The sequence below is a fragment of the Mesorhizobium sp. M0496 genome (genome assembly GCF_040321205.1).
GTDB lineage: Bacteria > Pseudomonadota > Alphaproteobacteria > Rhizobiales > Rhizobiaceae > Mesorhizobium.
Genome location: NZ_JAMYRC010000031.1, coordinates 60,137 through 82,580 on the forward strand (window position 1 = coordinate 60,137; position 22,444 = coordinate 82,580).

Annotated in this window: 19 protein-coding genes; 4 read left to right on the forward strand and 15 right to left on the reverse strand. The window is 63.1% G+C overall.

From position 1 onward, the window contains the following. Positions 1–117: 117 nt before the first annotated feature. The 7 genes from NKI73_RS23460 to cysG all read right to left on the reverse strand — a co-directional run bounded on the left by NKI73_RS23460 (position 118) and on the right by cysG (position 7,634). Entirely contained in the window at positions 118–738 is a 621-nt protein-coding gene (locus NKI73_RS23460) for a DJ-1/PfpI family protein (RefSeq protein ID WP_136618515.1), read from the reverse strand. A 192-nt stretch (positions 739–930) separates the two neighbouring features. Further along, positions 931–2,538 carry a GMC family oxidoreductase gene (locus NKI73_RS23465; RefSeq protein ID WP_352633182.1) on the reverse strand — a complete coding sequence of 536 codons (1,608 nt, stop codon included), beginning with the start codon at positions 2,536–2,538 and terminating at the stop codon, positions 931–933. 191 nt (positions 2,539–2,729) lie between these two features. Further along, the gene (locus tag NKI73_RS23470; protein ID WP_352633183.1) at positions 2,730–3,263 is read right to left on the reverse strand and encodes a DUF934 domain-containing protein; all 534 of its coding nucleotides are present in this window, start codon (positions 3,261–3,263) and stop codon (positions 2,730–2,732) included. 164 nt (positions 3,264–3,427) lie between these two features. Next, on the reverse strand, positions 3,428–4,192 hold the full coding sequence (locus NKI73_RS23475) for a phosphoadenylyl-sulfate reductase (RefSeq protein ID WP_352633184.1): 765 nt from the start codon (positions 4,190–4,192) through the stop codon (positions 3,428–3,430). Further along, positions 4,167–5,837 (reverse strand): nitrite/sulfite reductase, encoded by a 1,671-nt coding sequence (locus NKI73_RS23480; RefSeq protein ID WP_352633185.1) that lies wholly within the window; start codon positions 5,835–5,837, stop codon positions 4,167–4,169. Before NKI73_RS23480 ends, NKI73_RS23475 begins: the two co-directional genes overlap by 26 nt. A 43-nt stretch (positions 5,838–5,880) precedes the next feature. Further along, positions 5,881–6,186 carry a DUF2849 domain-containing protein gene (locus NKI73_RS23485; RefSeq protein ID WP_352633186.1) on the reverse strand — a complete coding sequence of 102 codons (306 nt, stop codon included), beginning with the start codon at positions 6,184–6,186 and terminating at the stop codon, positions 5,881–5,883. Next, positions 6,183–7,634, reverse strand: coding sequence for a siroheme synthase CysG (cysG, locus tag NKI73_RS23490; RefSeq protein WP_352633187.1), 1,452 nt, complete (start codon positions 7,632–7,634; stop codon positions 6,183–6,185). Before cysG ends, NKI73_RS23485 begins: the two co-directional genes overlap by 4 nt. Before the next feature lie 411 nt (positions 7,635–8,045). Between cysG and NKI73_RS23495 the strand changes: the two genes are divergently transcribed. Next, positions 8,046–8,495: a baeRF12 domain-containing protein gene (locus tag NKI73_RS23495; RefSeq protein ID WP_352633188.1), complete on the forward strand. Its 450-nt coding sequence runs from the start codon at positions 8,046–8,048 to the stop codon at positions 8,493–8,495. Positions 8,496–8,719: 224 nt separating this feature from the next. Then, the gene (gene ybaL, locus NKI73_RS23500; protein WP_352633189.1) at positions 8,720–10,504 is read left to right on the forward strand and encodes a YbaL family putative K(+) efflux transporter; all 1,785 of its coding nucleotides are present in this window, start codon (positions 8,720–8,722) and stop codon (positions 10,502–10,504) included. A gap of 26 nt (positions 10,505–10,530) precedes the next feature. Here ybaL and NKI73_RS23505 read toward each other — a convergent pair whose 3' ends face one another. After that, positions 10,531–11,340 carry an AraC family transcriptional regulator gene (locus NKI73_RS23505; protein WP_352633190.1) on the reverse strand — a complete coding sequence of 270 codons (810 nt, stop codon included), beginning with the start codon at positions 11,338–11,340 and terminating at the stop codon, positions 10,531–10,533. Between the two features lie 117 nt (positions 11,341–11,457). On the opposite strand from NKI73_RS23505, the gene NKI73_RS23510 reads away from it, so the two are divergent. Then, positions 11,458–12,378 carry a zinc-binding dehydrogenase gene (locus NKI73_RS23510; protein ID WP_352633191.1) on the forward strand — a complete coding sequence of 307 codons (921 nt, stop codon included), beginning with the start codon at positions 11,458–11,460 and terminating at the stop codon, positions 12,376–12,378. 13 nt (positions 12,379–12,391) lie between these two features. Here NKI73_RS23510 and NKI73_RS23515 read toward each other — a convergent pair whose 3' ends face one another. The 7 genes from NKI73_RS23515 to NKI73_RS23545 all read right to left on the reverse strand — a co-directional run bounded on the left by NKI73_RS23515 (position 12,392) and on the right by NKI73_RS23545 (position 18,738). After that, on the reverse strand, positions 12,392–13,144 hold the full coding sequence (locus NKI73_RS23515; RefSeq protein ID WP_023812510.1) for an SDR family NAD(P)-dependent oxidoreductase: 753 nt from the start codon (positions 13,142–13,144) through the stop codon (positions 12,392–12,394). 51 nt (positions 13,145–13,195) lie between these two features. Further along, complete coding sequence (locus NKI73_RS23520; RefSeq protein WP_352633192.1) at positions 13,196–15,469, reverse strand: transglycosylase domain-containing protein; 2,274 nt, start codon at positions 15,467–15,469, stop codon at positions 13,196–13,198. 178 nt (positions 15,470–15,647) lie between these two features. Continuing rightward, entirely contained in the window at positions 15,648–15,794 is a 147-nt protein-coding gene (locus tag NKI73_RS23525; RefSeq protein WP_352633193.1) for a hypothetical protein, read from the reverse strand. A 25-nt stretch (positions 15,795–15,819) separates the two neighbouring features. Next, on the reverse strand, positions 15,820–16,074 hold the full coding sequence (locus NKI73_RS23530; RefSeq protein ID WP_352633194.1) for a GlsB/YeaQ/YmgE family stress response membrane protein: 255 nt from the start codon (positions 16,072–16,074) through the stop codon (positions 15,820–15,822). A 233-nt stretch (positions 16,075–16,307) separates the two neighbouring features. After that, entirely contained in the window at positions 16,308–16,508 is a 201-nt protein-coding gene (locus NKI73_RS23535) for a hypothetical protein (protein WP_352633195.1), read from the reverse strand. 98 nt (positions 16,509–16,606) lie between these two features. Then, entirely contained in the window at positions 16,607–17,227 is a 621-nt protein-coding gene (locus NKI73_RS23540) for a ribonuclease D (RefSeq protein ID WP_352633196.1), read from the reverse strand. Between the two features lie 125 nt (positions 17,228–17,352). Continuing rightward, entirely contained in the window at positions 17,353–18,738 is a 1,386-nt protein-coding gene (locus tag NKI73_RS23545; RefSeq protein ID WP_352633197.1) for a M20/M25/M40 family metallo-hydrolase, read from the reverse strand. Between the two features lie 418 nt (positions 18,739–19,156). Here NKI73_RS23545 and polA point away from each other — a divergent pair, with 418 nt between their 5' ends. After that, positions 19,157–22,114 carry a DNA polymerase I gene (gene polA / locus NKI73_RS23550; RefSeq protein ID WP_352633199.1) on the forward strand — a complete coding sequence of 986 codons (2,958 nt, stop codon included), beginning with the start codon at positions 19,157–19,159 and terminating at the stop codon, positions 22,112–22,114. Positions 22,115–22,444: the final 330 nt, after the last annotated feature.

Below are 22,444 nucleotides of genomic sequence, written 5' to 3' on the forward strand. Positions count from 1 at the left end.
AAAATGTGAAACGGTTTTCCCGGGAAAAGCGCGTAACGCTTTCCCTGGGGAATTGCGCCAAAACAAGAAAATAAAGACCGCCGCGTCATGGACGCGGCGGCTTTGCAAACTCTCGGATCATGCCGCCTGGCGCTCGTCGCGCATCAGGATCTCGCCATGGCGGATCTCGGTGCCCAGCACCTTCAGGCATTCGCGGATGAAATTGGACAGGCCCGGCCAGCCCTTGGCCGAAACGAGATTGCCGTCGACATGGGCGCCAGTCGGCGCGACATCGATATAGATACCACCCGCGAGCGTCACCTCCGGCTCGCAATAATGGAGCGCGGCGACTTCCCGGCCCCGCACCACGCCATCGACAGCGATCAGGATCTGCACGCCATGGCAGATGGTGAAGATCGGCTTGCCGGCCTCGTGGAAATGCCGCACCAGCGCCTGCACCCGCTTGTCGATGCGGATGTATTCCGGACCACGCCCGCCCGCCGCATAGACGGCGTCGTATCCGGCTGGATCCACCTCGGAAAACGTCTTGTTGAGAATGTAGTCGTGGCCGAGCTTTTCGGTGTAGGTCTGGTGGCCTTCGAAGTCGTGCAGCGACGTTTTCAATATATCGCCCGCCTTCTTGTCCGGACAGACGACATGGACCGTATGGCCAACCGCATGCATGGCCTGCTCAAAGACGAAAATCTCATACTCCTCGCTGAACTCACCAACGAGCATCAGTATCTTCTTGCCAGCCATTCCGGTTCCTCCCTTGTGGCTCCATTTATTTTGGATCGCGAAATAATGACCCTATCCTAAGGGCACGATGGCGAAAGGGAAAGCGCAAATCGCAAAACTGGTAAGACCAGATTGACCGGTCTGTAATCGGCATCGCCGCAAGGCCGCTCGCAGAAACCAAAAACGGCACCATTGGTTCGACCAGAATTTTGGTCAGCGGGCAGCCTTGATCATGTCAGCCGCCTTTTCCGCGATCATGATGGTCGGCGCATTGGTGTTGCCGCCGATCAGCGCCGGCATCACCGAGGCGTCGACAACCCGCAAGGCCTGCATGCCACGCACACGCAGCTGCGGATCGACCACGGCCATATCGTCGATACCCATCTTGCAGGTACCCACAGGGTGATAGACGGTATCGGCGCGGGCGCGGATATGGGCCATCAGCTCGGCATCGCCCGAAACGCCGGCGGTGTAGATTTCCTTGTTGCGGTATTTGGCCAAGGCCGGCGCCTCCAATATGCCGCGCATCATTCTGACACCCCTAAGCAACAAGTCGGCGTCGCGTTCGTCGGACAGGAAGCGCGGATCGATGCGCGGTGGCGCCAACGGATCCGGCGCCGACAGCCCGACCTCGCCGCGCGAATGCGGCCGTAGCACGCAGACATGACAGGAAAAGCCATAGCCCATATGCAGCTTGCGGCCATGATCATCGACGATGGCGATACAGAAGTGCAGTTGCAGGTCCGGCCGGTCGATCGCCGGGTCGGATTTGAGGAAGGCACCACCCTCGGCATAGGGTGTGGCGATCATGCCGCCGCCATCCTTGCGCCAGCGCCGCAGGTGCCGCAGCAGGCCCGGCAGACCGCGCAGTCCGATGCCCATCATGTCGGCATCCTTCGATGTCCAGCCCATGATGAAATCGAGATGATCCTGCAGGTTCTTGCCGACGCCCGGCAACTCATGGACGATCGGAATTCCGTGCGCTGCAAGTTCGACAGCCGGGCCGATCCCGGACAACAACAAAAGTTGCGGCGAACCAAAGGCACCACCGCAGACGATGACCTCCCGCCTGGCCCTGACAACGGCTTCACCCTTGCCCAAGCGGTAGCGCACGCCGGTGGCCCGCTTGCCGTCAAGGACGATGCCCGTGGCGTGCGCTCCAGTGATGACGGTAAGGTTTGGCCGATCCATAGCCGGATGCAGATATGCGGCGGCCGCCGAGCAGCGTTCGCCGTTGCGGCCTTCGCCCCAGAATTGCGTGACTTGATAAAGCCCGGCCCCTTCCTGTTCGACCCCGTTGAAATCATCGTTGCGACGGATCTGGTTTTCGCCACAGGCCTCGAGAAAGGCCCGGGAGAGCGCACGCGGCTCCTGCTGCTCGGCAACCCGCAGCGGCCCGTCGCCGCCGCGCAGAGCGTCAGCGCCGCGCTGGTTGCCTTCCGCGCGCCGGAAATAGGGCAGCACCTCGTCCCACGACCAGCCGTCGCAGCCGAGATCGGCCCATTCGTCATAGTCGCTGCGGTGGCCCCTGACATAGAGCATGGCGTTGATGGCGCTGGAGCCGCCCAGCGCCTTGCCGCGCGGCTGGTAGCCCTTGCGGCCGCCAAGGCCTTGCTGCGGCACCGTCTCGAAGGCCCAGTTGTTGATTTTCGGCCGGCCGGGCAGCAACGCAATGACGCCTGCCGGGGCACGGACGAGCAGATTTTTGCCCTCGCCGCCGGCTTCGATCAGGCAGACCGTTTTCGATGGATCTTCGGAGAGCCGCGCGGCAAGCGTGCAGCCGGCGGACCCGCCACCGGCAATGACATAGTCGAAGTCCATGGTCCCCTCCGGTTGGAGCGCCGCGCGTCCAAAGGACGCGCAAAGGACGCTCCAAGACTCTTGAAACTATGCATGGTCCTTTCCGAAAGCTTTGCTTTCGGGGCCATGCACCCGGCGGATATTTCCGTACGGATGGTCCCAGAGAAGGCCCGATCAGAGCCGATGTAAAGACGTCGGAAATTACCGCTGCGTCAGCTGTTGCGAATGCGGCGCCAGGAATATTTTGGGCCCTTGGGCTCCGATACGGCGGCCGGCTGGTAGTAGAGCCCCAACCCGCCGGTACGTCCCCCCTCCAGCCGCTTCAACAGCACCGGATTCGAAATCTCGAACTCGTCGAAGCCAAGCCGCAGCATATGCGGCAACTGGTCGACCAGAACCTGACCGGTGGCGCGCACCGCGCCCTCGAAATGATAGCGCCCGCGCAGCAGTTCGCCCTTGGAGAAGGAGCGGCCATCGCTGAAGGCCGGGAAGGCCAGTGCCACCAGCGACAACTGGTCGAGGAGGTCGGCGATCTTCTCGAGTTGATCGCCCGGTTGCAGCACGACGCCGAGCCGTTCCTTGGCCGAACGGCGCACCTCCGGCTCGAGATCGAGAAACGCCTGCAGCGGCAGGATGAAGCGACCGTTGCCGGAAAGCGCATCCGCGTTTTCGGCATGAGCCCACTCATCCTCGCGAAAACCTTGAGGGGTCCAGAGCCGGATCTCCGGCGTCGTCGGTTCAGTCATCAAAAATCCTAAAGTCCCAAAGAATCCCAGGTCCTAGGGCGTGTCGAGATTCAGGTCAGGCCGGGCCGAAAATGGTGGCTTCCGAGAACCGGAGCGTACTTTTGGGTACGTGAGCACCGGAAGAGGAAACCGCCATTCGCAGGCCGGCTGAATATCAACATACCCTATAGTGATGCGTCGGTCAGCGACTTCTCCAGTCCCGACAGGTGAATGCCACACTCGGTCTTGGCATGGCCGGCCCAGCGGCCGCTGCGCGCGTCCTCGCCCGGCTGCACCGGCTGCGTGCATGGGAAACAGCCGATCGACAGATAGCCATAGGCGACCAGCGGATTTTCGCGCAGCGCATGCACGCGCATATAGTCGGCCTGATCCGATGTCGTCCAGTGCGCCAGCGGATTGATACGAATGCGCGGACCGACGGCCTCGAACACCGGAAGCGCTGCCCGCGTCGCGGCCTGGAAGCGCTTGCGGCCGGTGAACCAGGCGCGGAAAGGTGCAACGCCACGCGCCAGCGGCTCGACCTTGCGCACGTCGCAGCAGGCATCGGTGTTGCTCTGATGCAGATTGCCCGTCGGATCGATCCGTTCGAGCGCCGCTTCCTCGGGCTTTATCACCCTTATATTGGTCAGCCCGAAATCGGCGGCAAGCGCGTCGCGATAGCCGAGCGTCTCCTCGAAATGCTTGCCGGTGTCGAGGAAGATGACAGGCAACGCCCGATCGATCTTGGCGATCATGTGCAGCAGCACAGCCGAATCCGCGCCGAACGACGACACCGCCGCGATCTCGTCGTGAAACAGGTCGCGGGCCGAGCGTTCGATGATCTCGAGCGGGTTCAAATGACCGTAAAGCGCATCAAGCCCCGCCGCCTTGGCGGCGATGCCGTCATCGACGTCGGTGATACGGTCAAGCGGCCTTGGCTTCGCCAGCATAGAGCGCCTCCTTGAACGGCGCGGGACCGACTCGGCGGTAGGCGTCGATGAATTTCTCTTGTGGGTCGAGCCGAAGGCCGAGATAGGTCTCGACGATCTGCTCGATGGCGTCGGTGATCTCTTCCGACGAGAAGCCGCGGCCGATGATCTCGCCGACCGAGGTATTCTCATCGGCCGAGCCGCCCAGCGTCACCTGATAGAGTTCGGAGCCCTTCTTCTCGACGCCGAGGATGCCGATGTGGCCGACATGGTGATGGCCGCAGGCATTGATGCAGCCGGAGATCTTCAGCTTCAGTTCGCCGATCTCGCGCTGCCGCTCCAGCGAGGCGAAGCGGCGCGAGATTTCCTGCGCGATCGGGATCGAGCGCGCCGTGGCCAGCGCGCAGTAATCGAGCCCCGGGCAAGCGATGATGTCCGATATCAGGTTGGAATTGGCCGTCGCCAGGCCAATGCCGACCAGCGCATCATAGACCGCCTTGAGGTCGACGCGCGCCACATGCGGCAGGATCAGATTCTGCTCATGGCTGACACGCAGCTCGTCGAAAGCATATTTTTCGGCGATGTCGGCGACCGCTTCCATCTGGCTGTCCGAGGCGTCGCCGGGCACCTCGCCGATGCCCTTGAGCGAGATCGTCACCGCAGCGTAGTCGGGATGGCGGTGCGTCACGACATTCTGGTCGAGCCATTCCGAGAACCCCTTGGAATCCAGACGCGCCAGCTTGACCGCCTGGTCGCCTTCCGGTCGGTCGGCGAGTTCCGGCGGCGCGAAATAAGCTTCGATGGCACGAATATCGGCTTCCGGCAGCTTCAGCTCGGCGTCCTTCAACTCATGCCACTCGGCCTCGACCTGGCGGGTGATTTCCTCGACGCCGGTCTCGTGGACGAGGATCTTGATGCGCGCCTTGTACTTGTTGTCGCGGCGGCCATAGAGGTTGTAAACGCGCAGGATCGCCGTGCAGTAGGACAGAAGGTCGGCTTCCGGCAGGAAGTCGCGGATCTTGCGGGCGACCATCGGCGTGCGGCCCTGGCCGCCGCCGATATAGACGGCGAAGCCGAGTTCGCCGGCGGCGTTCTTCTTCAGGTGCAAGCCGATATCGTGGGTCTGGATAGCAGCGCGGTCGCGCTCGGCTCCCGTCACCGCGATCTTGAATTTGCGCGGCAGGAACGAGAATTCCGGATGCACCGACGACCACTGGCGCAGGATTTCCGCATAGGGGCGCGGATCGGCGACCTCATCGGCGGCGGCACCAGCGAAATGGTCGGCGGTGACGTTGCGGATGCAATTGCCGCTGGTCTGGATGGCATGCATCTCGACGCTTGCCAGATCGGCCAGGATCGCCGGAATGTCCGACAGCGCCGGCCAGTTGAACTGGATGTTCTGGCGTGTGGTGAAATGGCCGTAACCCTTGTCGTATTTGCGGGCGATGTGGCCCAGCATGCGCAGCTGCTTGCCGTTCAGCGTGCCATAGGGCACCGCGATGCGCAGCATATAGGCGTGCAGCTGAAGATAGACGCCGTTCATCAGCCTGAGCGGCCGGAACTGGTCCTCGGTGATCTCGCCGGCAAGGCGGCGCTGGACCTGGTCGCTGAACTCGGCGACGCGGGCCTGGACAAAATCGTGGTCGAACTCATCGTAACGGTACATGCTTCGTCTTTCAGGGCGCGTCCGCCCATGCCTGGTGTCTTGGTTATGCTGCCCAAGTCGCCTGCTTGGCAGCCTGCTTGCCGAGATCGTTGCGGATGGTCGGGCCCGCGGCGCGGATTTTCTCGCGCAACCGCACCGGCTCGACGAGCCCGTTGACGACATCGGCATCGATCAAATTCACGTCGACCACTTCATTGGCGGCATAGGCCTTGGCGCCGATCGCCTCGAGGCGATCCTCAGCCGCCTTGTCATGGGCGAGGTCGGCATGGTCCACCGTCTCGGCCCAGCCGCCATCGGCGTACCAGACGGCAATGCCGTCGGTCAGGCGGTTGGCGGTCAGAATCTTCATGACTGAACTCCTTCGGCGGCCGAACTGGACGCGCCTTCATGTCTGTGTGCCGCGAGCGGCTCGGACCGTTCAAAGTTGGCGCCGGCGACCGCATCGCCGATGATGGTCATGACCGGGCCGGAAAGATCGGCGCGCGCTTCCAGCGACGGCAGGTCGGCAAGCGTGCCGTGGAACCGGCGGCGGTTGGCAAGGCTGGCATTCTCGACCACGGCCACCGCCGTATCCGGCGACAACCCGGCCTCGATCAGCCGACCGGCAACCTCGGCCGCCACCGAGCGGCCCATATAGACGGCGACGGTGGCGCCCGAAATGGCGAGCTTGGCCCAGTCGGGCAGCGAATTGCCCTTGAGGTCGTGGCCGGTGGTGAACACCATCGATGAGGAAACGCCCCGCAAGGTCAGCGGCAGTTCGAAATCGGCGGCGGCGGCGAAAGCCGCGGTGACGCCCGGAACCACCTCATAGGCGATGCCGGCATCACGCAGTGCCGCCATCTCTTCGCCAGCCCGGCCGAACACCAGCGGATCGCCCGACTTCAGCCGCACGACACGCTTGCCTTCACGGCCAAGTTCGACCAGCAGCGCATTGATCTCAGCCTGGCTCTTGGTGTGACAGCCCTTGCGCTTTCCGACCGGCAGACGCTCGGCATCGCGGCGGCCCATGGCAACGACCGCCTCCGGCACCAGCGCGTCATGGACGATGACATCGGCCTCCATCAGCAGACGATGGGCGCGGAGGGTCAGAAGATCCTCGGCGCCCGGACCGGCGCCGACCAGGGCGATGTGGCCCAAACCCGGCGCATTCGACAGCAGGAGATCGACGGTAGCGTCATGCGCCTGCGAAAGCTGGCCGGCTTCAGCCGCGCGGGCAGGAGCACCAGTGAAAAAATCGTTCCAGAAGCGACGGCGGGCATTGCCTTTCGGCAGCAGCTTTTCAGCAGCTCCGCGAAACGACGCCGCGAGCGTTGCCAGCGGCCCGAGCGACGGCGACAGCATGCGGTCGATGCGGCCGCGCAGCATCTGGGCAAGCACCGGGCCGGCGCCTTCGGTGCCGATGGCGATGGCAACCGGCGCGCGGTTGACCAGCGCCGGGGTGAAGAAATCGCAGAGTTCCGGCCGGTCGACGGCATTGACCGGAATTCCCAGCCGGCGCGCATCCGCGGCCACGCGGCGATCGAGTTCCTCGTCGCCATTGGCCGCAAACACCATGACCGCGCCTTCGAGCTGCGGCGCGTCGTAAGCAGCGGCAAAATGGTTCGCACCGGTCTGGGCGATGAAGGCCGACAGGTCGGGCTCGGCATGTTCGGCGACGATGCGCAAGATCGCGCTGGACTGTCCGATCAGCCGCGCCTTGGCCAGCGCCTCTTCACCGCTGCCGACAATGGCCACAACTTGCCCCTCGACCCGCATGAAGACGGGGAAGGCGTTGAGTTTGGGTGCAGTGTACGACATGGGCGCGAGCGGAATCCTGAACAGGCTTGCAGTTCTACGCGCGAGCGCGAGAAACCAGAAGGAACGCACTCGCGCATCGCCCGTCGGGATGCAATCGCTTTTCTGAAAGCATCCCAGCCAAGAGAAAAATATTTCTCATCGACGGACAGAGCGGATTCAAGCTGCTGTCGCAGGCCTTGATTTACAGCTCTTTTAGCGCCCGACGAGAAATGCCGCAAAACAGTTTTTTCTAAATTCTACCAATTTAGTAGATTAAAGCCGCAGACATTGGATAACCCAAATGTACAACGCAGTGATGGTCCTGGTTGGAACATTACTGCCTGGGGACGCGTTCCCCGAAAGGCCTGTCACGTCAGATGGAAATCCGGTCGCGGCACGATGCCCGAGCGGTCCAAAAAGGAGCCTGTCATCATGAGCACAATCAACCTGAAGCACGGCACATGGGTTTTAGTGGCCGATGGCGAAAAGGCGCTTTTCCTGAGGAATGCCGGCGACAACAAATATCCGAACCTCGAGGTCGTGCAGGAAATCGAACAGGATAACCCGCCCACCCGCGAGCAAGGCAGCGACAGCCCGGGCCGATATAATAATGGCCCCTCCGTGCATCGCAGCGCGGTCGAGGATACGGACTGGCACCGCTTCGGCAAGGAGCGTTTCGCCGATGAGATTGCTGACCGGCTCTACAAGCTCGCTCATAGCGGCGAGTTCAAGGAGATCGTGCTTGTCGCACCACCGATGGTGCTTGGGACAATGCGCAAGAAGCTTCACAAGGAGGTCGAGGACAAGGTGACCGCCGAAATTCCCAAGACACTGACCAACCACGCCCTATTCGAGATCGAGGCCCTGCTGCGGGCAGCCTGATCGTTGTGAGCAAATCGCGCCGGACCGAGGCGGAATACCATCGAGGAAATGCAAATCGGGCCGACGGCTTCCTCGGCCGCCGGTCAAGTTTTTGCGGCCGCACCGTCGATTTCATGGCTTTGCGGGTTGCATCGCCGACGCCCCATCCACCATATTGCAAACAGGCGGCGGCTTAGGGTGGCGCCCATCCGACATCGCTGGTTTTGAAAGGCGCTCCATAGACAATGCCGCATGACACGCCCCTTATCGCAACCATCGTCGCCGGTCTGGGGCTGGCTTTCGTCTTCGGCGCGCTCGCCAACCGCTTCCGCATTCCGCCACTGGTCGGCTATCTCGTAGCCGGCGTGCTGGTCGGGCCGAACACGCCCGGCTTCGTCGCCGATGCCGGCCTTGCCAACGAACTGGCCGAAATCGGTGTCATTCTCCTGATGTTCGGCGTCGGGCTGCACTTCTCGCTGAAGGATCTGTTGTCGGTACGCGCCATCGCCGTGCCCGGCGCCATCGTCCAGATCGGCTTTGCCACAGCACTCGGTGCCGGGTTGTCGTGGATGCTCGGCTGGTCGATGGGCGCCGGATTGGTGTTCGGCCTGGCGCTGTCGGTTGCCTCGACCGTGGTGTTGCTGCGAGCCTTGCAGGAACGCCGCCTGATCGAGACAGAGCGCGGCCGCATCGCCGTCGGCTGGCTGATCGTCGAGGACCTGGCCATGGTGCTGGCGCTGGTGCTGCTGCCGGCGCTCGCCGGCGTGCTCGGCGGCCAGGAGCAGGCCGACGCCCATGCGAGTGGCCTGCTGTCGCTGCCGGCCAGCTACGGCATCTGGGGCGTCGTCGGCATCACGCTGGCCAAGGTCGCCGCTTTCGTCGTCGTCATGCTGTTGGTCGGCCGCCGCGTCATTCCCTGGATCCTGCACTATGTCGCTCACACCGGCTCACGCGAGCTGTTCCGGCTGGCGGTGCTCGCAATAGCGCTCGGCGTCGCCTTCGGCGCGGCAAAACTGTTCGGGGTCTCGCTGGCGCTGGGCGCCTTCTTCGCCGGCATGATCATGAGCGAGTCCGAGCTTAGCCACCGCGCGGCGGAAGAATCGCTGCCGCTGCGCGATGCCTTTTCCGTGCTGTTCTTCGTCTCGGTCGGCATGCTGTTCGACCCGTTCAGCCTGATCAGCAATGGCTGGCCGATCCTGGCGACGCTGGCCATCATCGTCATCGGCAAATCGTTGGCGGCGTTCGTCATCGTCGTTGCCTTCGGCCATCCCCTGGCCACCGCGCTGATGATCTCGGCAAGCCTTGCTCAGATCGGCGAATTCTCCTTCATCCTGGCCGAACTCGGCGTCGGGCTGAAACTATTGCCCGAACAGGGCCGCGACTTGATCCTGGCCGGCGCCATCCTGTCGATCGTCCTCAACCCGCTGATGTTCCTCGCCATCGACTGGATGAAGCCCTGGCTGGAGCGGCGCGCCGCCAGGACGGCACCGCCGGCCGAGGCAAAGCCGGTTGGTCCAGCGACGGAACCGGGCCAGGTGGCCTCTGTTGCAGCCACGACGAAGGGGGAAGACGGGCCGCCGCCCAGGACAACCCTCACCAACCATGCCATCCTGATCGGTTATGGCCGCGTCGGCAGCCTCGTCGGTGCGGCGCTGAGAGAGGCCACCCTACCCTTCCTCGTCGTCGAGGATGCCGACAAGACACTGGTCAGGCTGAAGGCCGACGGCATAGAGACCGTCTCCGGCAATGCGGCCAATGCCGAAGTGTTCGCCGCCGCCAATCCTGAGGGTGCCAGGCGGCTGATCCTGGCCATCCCCAATGCCTTCGAGGCCGGCCAGATTGTTTTGCGGGCACGCGCCGCCAATCCCGGCATCAACGTCATCGCCCGCGCCCATTCCGACGCCGAGGTCGAGCACCTCAAGGGCCTCGGCGCAGATACGGTGATCATGGGCGAGCGCGAAATCGCCCGCGGCATTGTCGAAGAGGTGCTTGGCCACAAGCTGGAGGCTGCTGAACCATCCGCGGCCTGAGCCGACCCTGTTCGCAGGCGGGTTGATCACGCGACGAATGCGGAGCCGCTAGGCTGTACGACACTGCCGAGGTATTTTGCCGGGGGCTTCCCAAGCGCCTTCTTGAACATGGTGATGAAGGCCGTGACCGACCCGTAGCCGAGGTCGCCCGAAACCTGCTGCACGCTCGCACCCGAGGCCAGCTCTCGTATTGCGACGATCAGGTGCAATTGCTGGCGCCAGCGTCCGAAGCTCAGCCCTGTCTCCTTCACCACGAGACGGGCGAGACTGCTCTCGCTGAGCGCAACGCGGTTGGCCCATTCTGCCAGTGTGCTGCGATCGGCAGGATCTTGCGCCAGCGCTTCGGCTATCCGCCGCAAGCGCGGCTCGGACGAAATCGGCAGATGCAACTGCTGGACAGGCATACGCGGCAGCTCGGTAAGCAGGGTCCTGGTCAAAAGCTCATCCCTCGCCTGATCGTCCTGCGCACCATCGGACAGCTCGATGATCAGTTCGCGCAGCAGCGGCGAGATCGAAAGCGTGCAGCAGCGTTCCGGCAGATCGGCGGCTCCCGGCTCGATGTAGACGAAAAAAATCCGGGCATTGGCGGTCGCGACATTGCTGTGCTCCATGCCGCTTGGAATCCACACCCCGCAATGAGGCGGCACCATCCACAGGCCGCTGGGGACGCGACATGTGACGCCGCCTCCGAGCGCGAAGACGAGTTGCCCTTTGCGGTGCCGATGGGCGGGCACTTCCGCTCTGGTCTCGGGGACGTCGACGCGCACGGCAATCGCTGGCGCGGAAGGGTCATCCACATCGAAATCGAGCCAAGGGTAGCGGAGAGGCTGCTTCATGGTTGACGGTTTTTAGCGATCAATTGCCTTCATATCTAAATTATTCAAAGGCAAAAATCGATAGGGTCCACTTGCGAATGAGCGGTGCGTCCACCACGCAGCAATGAGGTATGAACCATGCTCGCCCTCGTCATCTCTTCCGTCAGCGCGACCGGACTGAAGATCGCGGAGCTTGCCGAGCCTCAACCGACCCCGAACGAGGCGCTTGTCTCGGTCCATGCGACCTCGTTGAACCGTGGCGAACTGCGCCTGCTTGCCATCCGTTCGAACGGCTGGATCCCGGGTCAGGACATCGTTGGGATTGTCGAACGGGCAGCAGCCGATGGCTCCGGGCCAGCCGTAGGCACCCGGGTTGCGGCTCTGGTCGACCAGGCCGGATGGGCCGAACGGGTCGCCGTGCCAACCGACCGCCTCGCAGTCCTGCCGGATGACGTCAGCTTCGTCTCCGCCGCCACGCTTCCGGTCGCGGGCACGACGGCGCTGAGGACTTTGCGCCATGGCGGCGATCTGGCCGGCCAGCGGGTCCTGATCACCGGCGCAAGCGGTGCGGTCGGCCGTTTCCAGATCCAGATCGCCCGCGAGCAAGGCGCCTCGGTGACCGCGATCGCCGCCGCCCGGCATGCCGACGATCTCCGCGGCCTGGGAGCTATGCAGGTTGTCGAGTCGATCGAGTTGGCTGAGGGACCGTTTTCGCTGATCACCGAATCGGTCGGTGGCCAAAGCCTCGCACACGCGATCGAACGCGTCGCGCCTGGCGGAACCATCGTCATGTTCGGTTCGAGCAGCGGCGAACTGACGCCCGTTGGATTCCGCCAGTTCGTTCCGGATCATGAGGGCGCGAGGCTTCAAACCTTTGCGTACTACACCTCAGGTCCAGGCATTGGCGCGGACATCGCCTCGCTGCTCGCTCTGGTCGCCGTTGGCCGGCTCGAAACGCGCGTGGCCCTTACCATCCCGTGGACAGACATTGCTCACGCCCTGGACGCACTGCGACAGCGCAGCTTCAGCGGCAAGGCCGTTCTCACCATAACCGGATGATCACCCTGTTTTGTCACACGTGCTGGCCGCCATTGATGTGGATTTCCGAGCCCGTCACATAGGATGCCTGCTGCGAGCACAGGAAGAAGATGATGTCGGCGACCTCAGCCGTGGTGCCGAGCCTTCTCAGCGGGATCGTCTCGACGATCTTGTCCGTGCCCGGTGACAGGATCGCGGTATCGATTTCGCCCGGCGCGATGGCGTTGACGCGGATGCCGTGCGGGCCGAAATCATGCGCCATCTCCCGTGTCAGCGAGCCGAGTGCGGCCTTCGATGTCGCATAGGCGGTGCCAGCGAAGGGATGCACGCGGGTTCCGGCGATCGAGGTGACGTTGACGATGGAGCCCTTGGCCGCGGCCAATTCCTTGAACAGGCCGCGCGCCAGCATGATCGGCGCGAAGAAATTGACCTGGAACACGTCGCGCCAGACATGCATCGGCGTGTCGATCGAGTCCATGCGGCTGTTGCCGTCCTTCAGTTTTGGCGAGATGCCGGCATTGTTGACCAGCGCGTGCAGCTGGCCGCCATGCGCTTCCAGCCGATGGCGGATTTCCGACACGGCGATGCCGACATCCTCCTGATCGGCAAGATCGACCTTGATGTGGTCTTCCGGCCCGGCTGGCCACGGGCAATCCTCGGCAAAGGCCTGGCGCGAGCAGGTGATGACGCGCCAGCCTTCGCGCGAAAAGCGCTTGACCGTGGCGTGGCCGATGCCGCGGCTGGCGCCGGTCAGCACGATGGTCTTTCTGGTGTCGAGTTCGGTCATTTTGGGAGGTGTAGCCGAACCGCGTCTCGGAGGCGAGAGGCGAGTTGCCGCTCAGCCGCCGCCAAGGAGATCGAGGATCGAGGTCTGCCGCTTCTTGCGCGGACCGCCGACGTCACCCGGCGGCACCGGGTGCTTGATCGACGCGGTGGCGCCGTCATCCTCGGGCATGGAAAGGCCATCATCGGCATCGACGGTCTGAGCGGGACGCGCCGCGCGGACCGGCGCTGGCGCTTGGGCGACCGGTGCGGCTGGCCGCGCCTGCTGGCCGACGGACGCTGATGGAACCGGCGCCGGTGGTGTGTTGTTTGCCGAGGGTATCTCGTCGGGTACGATGGTGTCGGCCGGCGTCGATTTCCAGGTGCCGGGCAGCGGCCGCACCGGCACGCCCTCGTGGGCTGCGACCATGAATTCGTGCCAGGCCTGCGCCGGCAATGCGCCGCCGGTAACCTTCTTCATCGGGCTGCCATCATCATTGCCGAACCACACGCCGGTGGTGAGGTTGGCGGTGTAGCCGACGAACCAGGCATCGCGCGAATTCTGGCTGGTACCGGTCTTGCCGGCCGACGGCCAGGCGAAAGCCGCTTTCCGGGCGGTGCCGATCTCGACCGTACCCGTCATCATCGAATTCATCATGCCGACGATCTCGGGCTTGACCACGCGCGGCGCGTTGCCGCCACCGCTGTCGTAGAGCACCTTGCCATCGGTGGTCGTCACGCGGCGGATGAAATGGATGTCCGGCTTGTAGCCGCCATTGGCAAAGGGGACATAGGCCGATGTCAGTTCCAGCGGCGTCACTTCCGAGGTGCCGAGCGCGATCGAGGTGTTGGACTGCAGATCGGATTGGATGCCCATGCGGTGGGCCGCCTCGACCACAGCGTTGGGCCCGACCTCCATGGTCAGCTGGGCCGCGACCGAATTCAGCGATTTGGCCAATGCGGTGGCCAGCGTCACCTTGCCGAAATATTTGCCGTGGTAATTGTCGGGCGTCCAGTTGCCGATCTTGATCGGCGCGTCGTTGCGCACGCTGTCGGGTGTGCGGCCGGCTTCAAGGGCTGCCATATAGACGAACGGCTTGAATGCCGAGCCCGGCTGGCGGCGTGCTTCGGATGCGCGATCAAACTGGCTGGTCGAATAGTCGTAGCCGCCGACCATGGCGCGCACCGCGCCGGAATCGTCGATGGACACCAGGACACCCTGGCTGACGTTGAGCTTCTTGCCACTTTCGTCGATCAGCCTGCGGATAGACTGTTCGGCGAGCTTCTGCAGGTTCAGGTCGACGGTGCTGTCGACGACGATGTCGCCGCGTACGTCGCCGATCAGATCAGGCAGTTCTTCCATGATGGTGTCGGCGACGTAGTTCTCCGAGCCGGTCCAGTAGGACGGCGCGCGCGTTGCCGGCGCGCTCATCGCAGAGGTCAGTTCCTTGGCGCTGATCTTGCCCTCGTCGCGCATGGCGGCAAGCACCAGTTGCGAGCGTTCTTCGGCGGCCTTGGGGTCACGTGCCGGCGACAACCGCGACGGCGCTTTCAACAGGCCGGCAAGCAGGGCGGCTTCCGACAGGGTGACGTCGCGCGCGCTCTTGCCGAAATAGCGGCGCGAGGCCGCTTCGACGCCATAGGCGCCGGAACCGAAATAGACCCGGTTGAGGTACATTTCGAGGATCTGGTCCTTGGTGTGCTTGTGCTCCAGCCACAACGCCAGCAGCACCTCCTGCACCTTGCGCTCCAGCGTACGGTCGGGCGTCAGGAACAGGTTCTTGGCCAATTGCTGGGTCAGCGTCGAGCCGCCTTGCGAGAAATGCCCGCCCAGAACATTGGTCACCATGGCGCGCGACAGGCCGATCGGGTCGATGCCGAAATGCGAATAAAAGCGGCGGTCCTCGATGGCGATGACGGCCTCGGGGATATAGGGCGACATTTCGTGCAGGCCGACGGCTTCGCCCCCGCTCATGCCGCGATTGGCGAGCAATTGGCTATCGGCCGAGACGATCTTGATATTGGGTGCGCGGTCGGGGATCGACCAGGTCGTCGCCGCCGGCATCTTGGCGCCGTAATAGACGACGATGCCGGCCACCGCGATGCCGCCCCAGATGGCGAGCACGAAGCACCAGTAGAACAGCCGGCCGAGCACGCCGAACAGGCCGCGCCGGCTTCTGCCGCGCTTGGCCCGCGACGATTTTCCTTTGGCCGGCTTGCGTTTTGCGGAGGCTTTGCGATTGCTCGGCACGACGCGATCCTCCTCGTTCACCGAAAGACCCGCCGAGGATCGTGCCTGCGGCGGTCCCTCGAAACTGGGTTCGATGCGGCTGTCTCTGCGGTTCGCCATGCGCTGTGCTTGATATCCCCGATGCCTATGGCGTTCGGGTTGAAGAGTAGATGCGGCGATTTAAGGGCGGGTTAAGTCGGGAAAAATCGAAGCAATGTGGATTCAATTGCTTGCGAACTGGTTCGAACGACGCATCAGCACCGTTCACTACGACAAAAGGCGACGATGACCGGGGTCCTCAATTCTGCTGGATCGAGATGCCTTTGTCGTCGATCTTGAGTTCGACGCCCTTCGGCTTGGTCTGCTCTCGGTAGACGTAGGCGCCAAGCGCAATGACCACGACGACGAGCGCGCCAATGATGAGATAGAGCGTGTTCTGTTTCATGGCGCGCTCTTTGCGTTATCAAGCCTCAAGCTCGTTTCAGGACTTTGACCAGCACCAGCAGGATGATGGCGCCGATGGTGGCGTGGATGATTGCAGCGAGAATGCCGCCGCCGATGGAGAATCCGATCCGCGGGAGCAGCCAGCCGGCGATGAACGCGCCGACGATGCCGACGATGATGTTGCCGATCAGGCCGAAGCCGAAGCCGGAAACGATGAGACCGGCGAGCCAGCCGGCGATGGCACCGATGATGATGAAGACGAGCAGGCTTTCGACACCCATAGATTTCCTCCAAGCAAGAGGCGACGGCGGAACGGAAAGCTCCGAATCGGCCTCGATATCAATGGCTTCAGGCTATTCGAAAGCTACCAGCCTCGCTAGCGGCCGCTCACCAGAGCAATTCTGGGAAAAGTGTGAAGCGTTTTCCCGGGAAAAGCGCGTAGCGCTTTCCCTAGAGGATTGCGTCAAACAAGGAGTTAGAGCAGCTCGCCGTTTCCGTGAAACGGTGAACTGCTCTAATCGTCGTCATCGCTTGCGGCAGGCCGCCAAGTGGTCGGCTCGACCTTCTTTTGCGTGTGACTGTCGGTGTAGACCCACCAGCCGTCGTCGCGATATTGCGCGATGGATTCATTGATGACGCCGTCGCTGTCCTTCCAGGTGACGGAGACCTTGGAGCCATCGGTCGGCGCGGTCGCTATCGGCTTTCTGTCCGTCATGTTATCCCCCTTGGACCGACGAAGCTGAGCCGACAGAACGCGGCGGCCCGCATCTGGTTCCAAAGCCGGCCATCGGCAGACGATCGCCGCGACGACCGTCAGCTATGGGCGAAGATATCCTCTTCGTCCCAGCCCATCAGATCGAGTTTGGCACGCGTCGGCAGGAAGCGAAAGCAGGCATCGGCTTCCTTTGTCCGCCCGTCTCGCGCCAGCCGCCCGGCCAGCACGTCGCGCAAACGGTGCAGATAGAGCACGTCGGAAGCCGCATATTCGAGCTGTTCGGGCGACAGCGTTTCGGCCGCCCAATCCGATGATTGCTGTGCCTTGGACAGGCCGACGCCGAGAAGCTCAAAGCAGATGTCCTTCAGCCCGTGCCGGTCGGTATAGGTGCGGGTCAGCCGCGAGGCGATCTTGGTGCAAAACACCGGCTCGGGCATCACGCCGAATGCATTGTAGAGCACGGCGAGGTCGAAACGGCCGAAATGGAAGAGCTTGGTTATGCCGCGGTTCCTCAGCAGGCTGACGAGGTTCGGCGCCTTCTTCTGGCCGGGCGCTATCTGGATGACATCGGCCGTGCCGTCGCCAGGCGAGATCTGCACCACGCATAGCCGGTCGCGATGCGGATTGAGCCCCAGCGTCTCGGTGTCGATGGCCACCGCCCCGACATTGTAGTGCAAGAGGTCGGGCAGGTCATTTTTGTGGAAACGGATGTCGGCCATTGTCTTCTCCGGTCGAGCCTCGGCGCCCCCTTGATACGCAAGGGACACCGAAGCGCTTTTATCTCGTGGCCCGTCCTCGCCGCGATCCGCCGAAAAATCAACTGAAAGTTGATTTTCACGCCGCCTCAGCGGGTCAGCGCCTCCAGAATCCGTGCCCAGGAGCGCTGGCCCTTGTGGAAGGAGCTGAGTTCGTATTTCTCGTTGGGCGAGTGGATGCGGTCGTCGTCGAGACCGAATCCGACCAGCAGCGATTCCATGCCGAGATAGGTCTGAAAATCGCCGACCACCGGGATCGAGCCGCCGCTGCCCGTCGTCACCGCCGGCTTCGGCCATTCGTCGGACAGCGCATTCTTGGCCTTGGCCAGGAACGGCGAGTCATAGGAAAGCTGGATGGCCGGCGAGCCGCCATGCGGGTGGAATTCGACCGAACAGTCGGCCGGAATGCGCTCCTTGACGAATTTCTGGAACGCGGCGCGGATTTTCTTCGGATCCTGTTTATGGACGAGGCGAAACGACACCTTCGCCGAGGCTTCCGCCGCAATCACCGTCTTGAAGCCCTTGCCGGTGTAGCCGCCGATAATGCCGTTGAACTCGGCCGTCGGCCGCGCCCAGGTCAGTTCCAGCACCGAGCGGCCCTTTTCCCCCGACGGGATCGACAGGCCGACTGGTCCAAGGAACGTCTCGGCCGTCTCGCCAAGCGTCTCCCATGATTTCAGGATTTGTGACGGCGTTTCCTCGACCCCGTCGTAGAAGCCGGGAATGGTGATGTGGCCGTCCTTGTCGTGGATATCGGCCAAAACCTTGACCAGGATGCGGATCGGATTGGCGGCAGCACCGCCATAGAGGCCGGAATGCAGGTCGCGGTCGGCGGCCTTCACCGTGATCTCCTCACCGACCAGCCCGCGCAATCCGACGCAGATCGACGGCGTGTCGCGGTCCCACATGCCGGTATCGCAAACCAGCGCGAAATCGGCCTTGAGCTCGTCGGCATTGGCTTCGAGGAACGGCTTCAGCGACGGCGAGCCGGATTCCTCCTCGCCCTCGAACAGGATGGTGATGCGGCAAGGCAAATTGCCGTGCACCTGCTTCCAGGCGCGGCAGGCCTCGACGAAGGTCATCAGCTGGCCCTTGTCGTCGGCCGAGCCGCGTCCGGTGATCACCTTGTGATCCGGGCCGACCTCCTTGACCGCGGGGGCGAACGGATCGCTTTCCCACAATTCGATCGGATCGACCGGCTGCACGTCATAATGGCCGTAAAACAGCACATGCGGCGAACCGGCCGGGCCATCGTGATGGGCGACCACCATCGGGTGTCCGGGCGTGTCGCGCACACTGGCATCGAAGCCGATCAGCTTGAGCTCCGCCACGAGCCATTCCGCCGCCTTGCGGCAGTCGGCGGCATAGGCCGGATCGGTGGAGATCGACTTGATCCTGAGCAGGCCGAACAGGCGTTCGAGGCTCTGGTCGAGATTCTTGTCGAGACGGTCGAGGACGGGGGAAACTGCGGACATGTATGAAGCCTTTCGATTCAGAACCGGAACCGTAAAGGCAGGACAGGAAAACGAAAAGCCCGCGATCATTGGACCACGGGCTGCAAATGCCTGTCTGAGGTAAAAAAAGACCGCCGTGGTGGAGGGGGAACCACGGCGGCCTTCTACTCGAAACGTTGCGGCAGCCCGGAGAGGGGGGATAGGCTGCCGCAGTTGTCCGGGATAGGCGGGGGACGGGCCTTGCTCCGGACTCGGCGAAAATTGCCGATGCCATGTATCTGTGTCTTTGAACATGGCGATTCAAGGGCACGAAGATTACAGTTTTGTAACATGGCCGTGAACGGGCCGACTGGCCGTTCTGTCAGGGTGTTGCCGGAACCGATATTTGAGGCCGCCTTTGGCATGGACCAAGCCGCCGCGCCGCGCTATCCCTGCCGACATGAAAAAAGGCGACCATCTCTTCCTTGTCGACGGCTCCGGCTACATCTTCCGTGCCTATCACGCGCTACCGCCGCTGACCCGCAAGTCCGACGGCCTGCCGGTCGGCGCCGTTTCCGGTTTCTGCAACATGCTGTGGAAGCTGGTACTCGACGCCCGCAACACCGATGTAGGCATTGTGCCGACGCATTTCGCCGTCATTTTCGACTATTCGTCGAAAACCTTTCGCAACGACCTCTACCCCGAATATAAGGCCAACCGCTCGGCGCCGCCGGAAGACCTGATCCCGCAATTCGGCCTGATCCGCCAGGCAACCAGGGCGTTCAACCTGCCTTGCATAGAAACCGAAGGCTATGAGGCCGACGATCTGATCGCCACCTATGCCAGGCTCGCCTGCGAGGCCGGCGGCGACACCACCATCATCTCCTCCGACAAGGACCTGATGCAACTGGTCGGCGACACGGTCGGCATGTACGACCCGATGAAGGACCGTCAGATCGGCATTCCCGAGGTCATCGAGAAATGGGGCGTGCCGCCGGAAAAGATGGTCGACCTGCAGGCGCTGACCGGCGATTCGGTCGACAATGTGCCGGGTGTGCCCGGCATCGGGCCGAAGACGGCAGCACAACTGCTCGAACAGTTCGGCGACCTCGACACGCTGCTGGCCCGCGCCGGCGAGATCAAGCAGGACAAGAGGCGGGAATCCATCATCGCCAATGCCGACAAGGCGCGCATTTCGCGTCAGTTGGTGACGTTGATGAACGACGTGCCGGTGGCCGAGGGGCTGGACGACTTCGTGCTGCACCCGCCGGACGGCCCAAAACTGATCGGCTTCCTCAAGACCATGGAATTCACCTCGCTCACTCGCCGCGTGGCGGAAGCGACTGGCACCGAGGCAGGTGATGTCCAGGCCGTCGCGGTGACAGTCGAACGCGCCGATTATGCCCATGGCCCGGATGTCGGGGCCGGAGTGCCAGCTGTTACCCGAGCCGAGTCCGGCGCCGAGCCTGGCCAGGCCGGCGGAGCGGCAACGACAGAAACGTCAAAACAAGGCGACACCCCTTCCCTGCTTGCCGCGCTGAGGCTGGAGAGTGCGGCCACCCGCAAGATCGATACATCTGCCTATCACTGCATCCGCGATGTCGCGACCTTGAAAGCCTGGGTCGCTGAGGCAATCGGGACCGGCCTTGCCGCTTTCGACGTCAGGGCGACGTCGGCCGATCCGATGCAGGCCGAATTGACCGGCATATCCATCGCCACGGCGCCCGGCCGCGCCGCCTACATTCCTTTTACCCACAAAAGCGGCAATGGTGACCTGCTTGGCGGTGGCATGGTTGAAAACCAGATTCCTCTCCGCGAGGCGCTGGCCTTGCTGAAACCGCTGCTTGAAGACAAGTCGGTTCTCAAGATCGCGCAGAACCTGAAATACGATCTTGTCGTCATGAGCCGTTATGGCATCGATGTCGCGCCTTTCGACGACACCATGCTGATCTCCTATGTGCTCGATGCCGGCACCCCCCATGGTCACGGCCTAGACTCGCTTGCCGAGAAATGGCTGGGTCATACCCCTCTCCAGCTCAAGGACGCTACCGGCTCCGGCAAGAACTCCGTCGGGTTCGATCAGGTCGACCTCGACAAGGCGACCGCTCATGCCGCCGAAGACGCCGATATGACGCTACGGCTCTGGCTGGTGCTGAAACCACGGCTTGCCGCCAAGGGGCTGGTGTCGGTCTATGAACGGCTGGAACGGCCGCTGGTGCCGGTGCTGGCACGCATGGAGCAGCGCGGCATCTCGGTCGATCGGCAAATCCTGTCGCGGCTGTCGGGCGAACTGGCGCAGGGCGCCGCCCGGCTGGAAGAGGAAATCTACCAGCTCATCGGTGAGCGCATCAACATCGGTTCGCCCAAGCAGCTCGGCGACATCCTGTTCGGGCGCATGGGCCTGCCCGGCGGTTCCAAGACCAAGACCGGCCAGTGGTCGACCTCGGCGCAGCTTCTCGAAGACCTTGCCGCCGAGGGCCATGAACTGCCGCGCAAGATCGTCGACTGGCGACAGCTGACCAAGCTGAAATCGACCTATACAGACGCGCTGCCCGGCTTCATCCACCCCGACACCAAGCGCGTCCACACCTCCTACGCATTGGCCGCGACGACGACCGGACGCCTGTCATCCTCCGATCCGAACCTGCAGAACATCCCGGTGCGCACCGCCGAAGGCCGCAAGATCAGGACCGCCTTCATCACCGACAAGAGCCATCGGCTGGTCTCGGCCGACTACAGCCAGATCGAGTTGCGCGTCCTCGCCCATGTCGCCGAGATCCCGCAACTGCGGCAGGCTTTCGCTGACGGCGCCGACATCCACGCCATCACTGCGTCGGAAATGTTCAACGTGCCGGTCGAAGGCATGCCTTCGGAGGTCCGCCGCCGCGCCAAGGCGATCAATTTCGGCATCATCTACGGCATTTCGGCCTTCGGCCTCGCCAACCAGCTGTCGATCCCGCGTGAGGAAGCCGGCAACTACATCAAGAAATATTTCGAGCGCTTCCCCGGCATCCGCGACTACATCGAGGAGACCAAGGCCTATGCCCGCGAGCACGGTTTTGTCGAAACGATCTTCGGCCGCCGCATCCATTATCCGGACATCCGGTCCTCAAATCCCTCGATCCGCGCGTTCAACGAGCGCGCCTCGATCAACGCCCGATTGCAAGGCACCGCCGCCGACATCATCCGCCGTGCCATGATCCGCATGGAGGAGGCGCTGGAAAAAGCAGGCCTTTCGGCTCGTATGCTGTTGCAGGTGCATGACGAACTGATCTTCGAGACGGTCGAGGCGGAAGTCGAGGCAACGATCCCGGTTGTCCGTCACGTCATGGAGAATGCGGCGATGCCAGCGGTGTCCATGTCGGTGCCGCTGCACGTCGACGCCCGCGCCGCCAACAACTGGGACGAGGCGCATTAGCCTAGCGGCTGGACGCCGCGATCCTTCGCACCCCCCTCTGTCCTGCCGGACATCTCCCCCGCAAGGGGGGAGATCGGATGTCGTTCCTGGTTTCGCCAACCGCCAACGTTGCAGGAATGAGCGGAGCGCCGAAGCTGCCAATCTCTCCCCTTGCGGGGGAGATGTCCGGCAGGACAGAGGGGGGTGCTGTCCCATAGGCGCTAACTTAGGTGTGGACTGGTGGAATCGAGATGTGATTCCTGGGTCAGATGCGAACGAATGATTCGATCGAAACCGACTGGCAGGCTCTGATATCGAGGCTGTCGCAATCGCTTGACCTTGATGCGACGG

What these genes read in the sequence shown, in the direction of transcription:
- NKI73_RS23460 (WP_136618515.1), bottom strand. Translation starts at nt 738, where the DNA reads ATGGCTGGCAAGAAGATACTGATGCTCGTTGGTGAGTTCAGCGAGGAG.
- NKI73_RS23465 (WP_352633182.1), bottom strand. Translation starts at nt 2,538, where the DNA reads ATGGACTTCGACTATGTCATTGCCGGTGGCGGGTCCGCCGGCTGCACG.
- NKI73_RS23470 (WP_352633183.1), bottom strand. Translation starts at nt 3,263, where the DNA reads ATGACTGAACCGACGACGCCGGAGATCCGGCTCTGGACCCCTCAAGGT.
- NKI73_RS23475 (WP_352633184.1), bottom strand. Translation starts at nt 4,192, where the DNA reads ATGCTGGCGAAGCCAAGGCCGCTTGACCGTATCACCGACGTCGATGAC.
- NKI73_RS23480 (WP_352633185.1), bottom strand. Translation starts at nt 5,837, where the DNA reads ATGTACCGTTACGATGAGTTCGACCACGATTTTGTCCAGGCCCGCGTC.
- NKI73_RS23485 (WP_352633186.1), bottom strand. Translation starts at nt 6,186, where the DNA reads ATGAAGATTCTGACCGCCAACCGCCTGACCGACGGCATTGCCGTCTGG.
- cysG (WP_352633187.1), bottom strand. Translation starts at nt 7,634, where the DNA reads ATGTCGTACACTGCACCCAAACTCAACGCCTTCCCCGTCTTCATGCGG.
- NKI73_RS23495 (WP_352633188.1), top strand. Translation starts at nt 8,046, where the DNA reads ATGAGCACAATCAACCTGAAGCACGGCACATGGGTTTTAGTGGCCGAT.
- ybaL (WP_352633189.1), top strand. Translation starts at nt 8,720, where the DNA reads ATGCCGCATGACACGCCCCTTATCGCAACCATCGTCGCCGGTCTGGGG.
- NKI73_RS23505 (WP_352633190.1), bottom strand. Translation starts at nt 11,340, where the DNA reads ATGAAGCAGCCTCTCCGCTACCCTTGGCTCGATTTCGATGTGGATGAC.
- NKI73_RS23510 (WP_352633191.1), top strand. Translation starts at nt 11,458, where the DNA reads ATGCTCGCCCTCGTCATCTCTTCCGTCAGCGCGACCGGACTGAAGATC.
- NKI73_RS23515 (WP_023812510.1), bottom strand. Translation starts at nt 13,144, where the DNA reads ATGACCGAACTCGACACCAGAAAGACCATCGTGCTGACCGGCGCCAGC.
- NKI73_RS23520 (WP_352633192.1), bottom strand. Translation starts at nt 15,469, where the DNA reads ATGGCGAACCGCAGAGACAGCCGCATCGAACCCAGTTTCGAGGGACCG.
- NKI73_RS23525 (WP_352633193.1), bottom strand. Translation starts at nt 15,794, where the DNA reads ATGAAACAGAACACGCTCTATCTCATCATTGGCGCGCTCGTCGTCGTG.
- NKI73_RS23530 (WP_352633194.1), bottom strand. Translation starts at nt 16,074, where the DNA reads ATGGGTGTCGAAAGCCTGCTCGTCTTCATCATCATCGGTGCCATCGCC.
- NKI73_RS23535 (WP_352633195.1), bottom strand. Translation starts at nt 16,508, where the DNA reads ATGACGGACAGAAAGCCGATAGCGACCGCGCCGACCGATGGCTCCAAG.
- NKI73_RS23540 (WP_352633196.1), bottom strand. Translation starts at nt 17,227, where the DNA reads ATGGCCGACATCCGTTTCCACAAAAATGACCTGCCCGACCTCTTGCAC.
- NKI73_RS23545 (WP_352633197.1), bottom strand. Translation starts at nt 18,738, where the DNA reads ATGTCCGCAGTTTCCCCCGTCCTCGACCGTCTCGACAAGAATCTCGAC.
- polA (WP_352633199.1), top strand. Translation starts at nt 19,157, where the DNA reads ATGAAAAAAGGCGACCATCTCTTCCTTGTCGACGGCTCCGGCTACATC.